The 430-nt window shown below is 64.9% G+C and carries 1 protein-coding gene; it reads right to left on the bottom strand.

The window, feature by feature from the left end:
• The coding region (locus tag D9R02_RS12480; protein ID WP_220700433.1) for a hypothetical protein at positions 1-212 on the bottom strand (212 nt) is incomplete at its 3' end.
• Positions 213-430 lie beyond the last annotated feature (218 nt).

The following is a 430-nucleotide window of genomic DNA, read 5'->3' as shown; positions in this document are numbered from 1 at the left end:
ACGGTAAACGTTGCGCTCTGCAGCACGTCCTGGCCCATCAGGATCCCGGCGATCATGCGCGTGGCGATCCACGGGTTCACGCCCGACACCATCGACGACCAGAACAGCTCCAGCACCAGCAGCAACGCCCCGGCCGCCAGCCCCGAGACCGCTGCCGCGGTCCAGTCCGGCTGCCGCCGCACGTAGTGGTGCGATTGCATGTGAAGTTCCATAGCCACCTCCGTCTCTCTCGGTCCGCGGGGCATTGGACTTGAATGGGAACGGGGCCCCGCGTCTCTGATCAGCATAGGACACGTGTTTCCCGCTTCGGGGGTTCGCATGGCGAAAAACGTGGGGCATGCGTACGCAGCGCAACGCCTGAACCGTCCTAAGTGCGCGCATCGGTACCTGGGTGGCATCCGCATCTCCCGGGTTCGGGACAATCCCGATG

Source organism: Kocuria rhizophila, assembly GCF_003667225.1.
GTDB lineage: Bacteria > Actinomycetota > Actinomycetes > Actinomycetales > Micrococcaceae > Kocuria > Kocuria rhizophila.
Note: the sequence above shows the minus strand (reverse complement) of the source record. Positions and strands in the feature narration are given on the sequence as shown.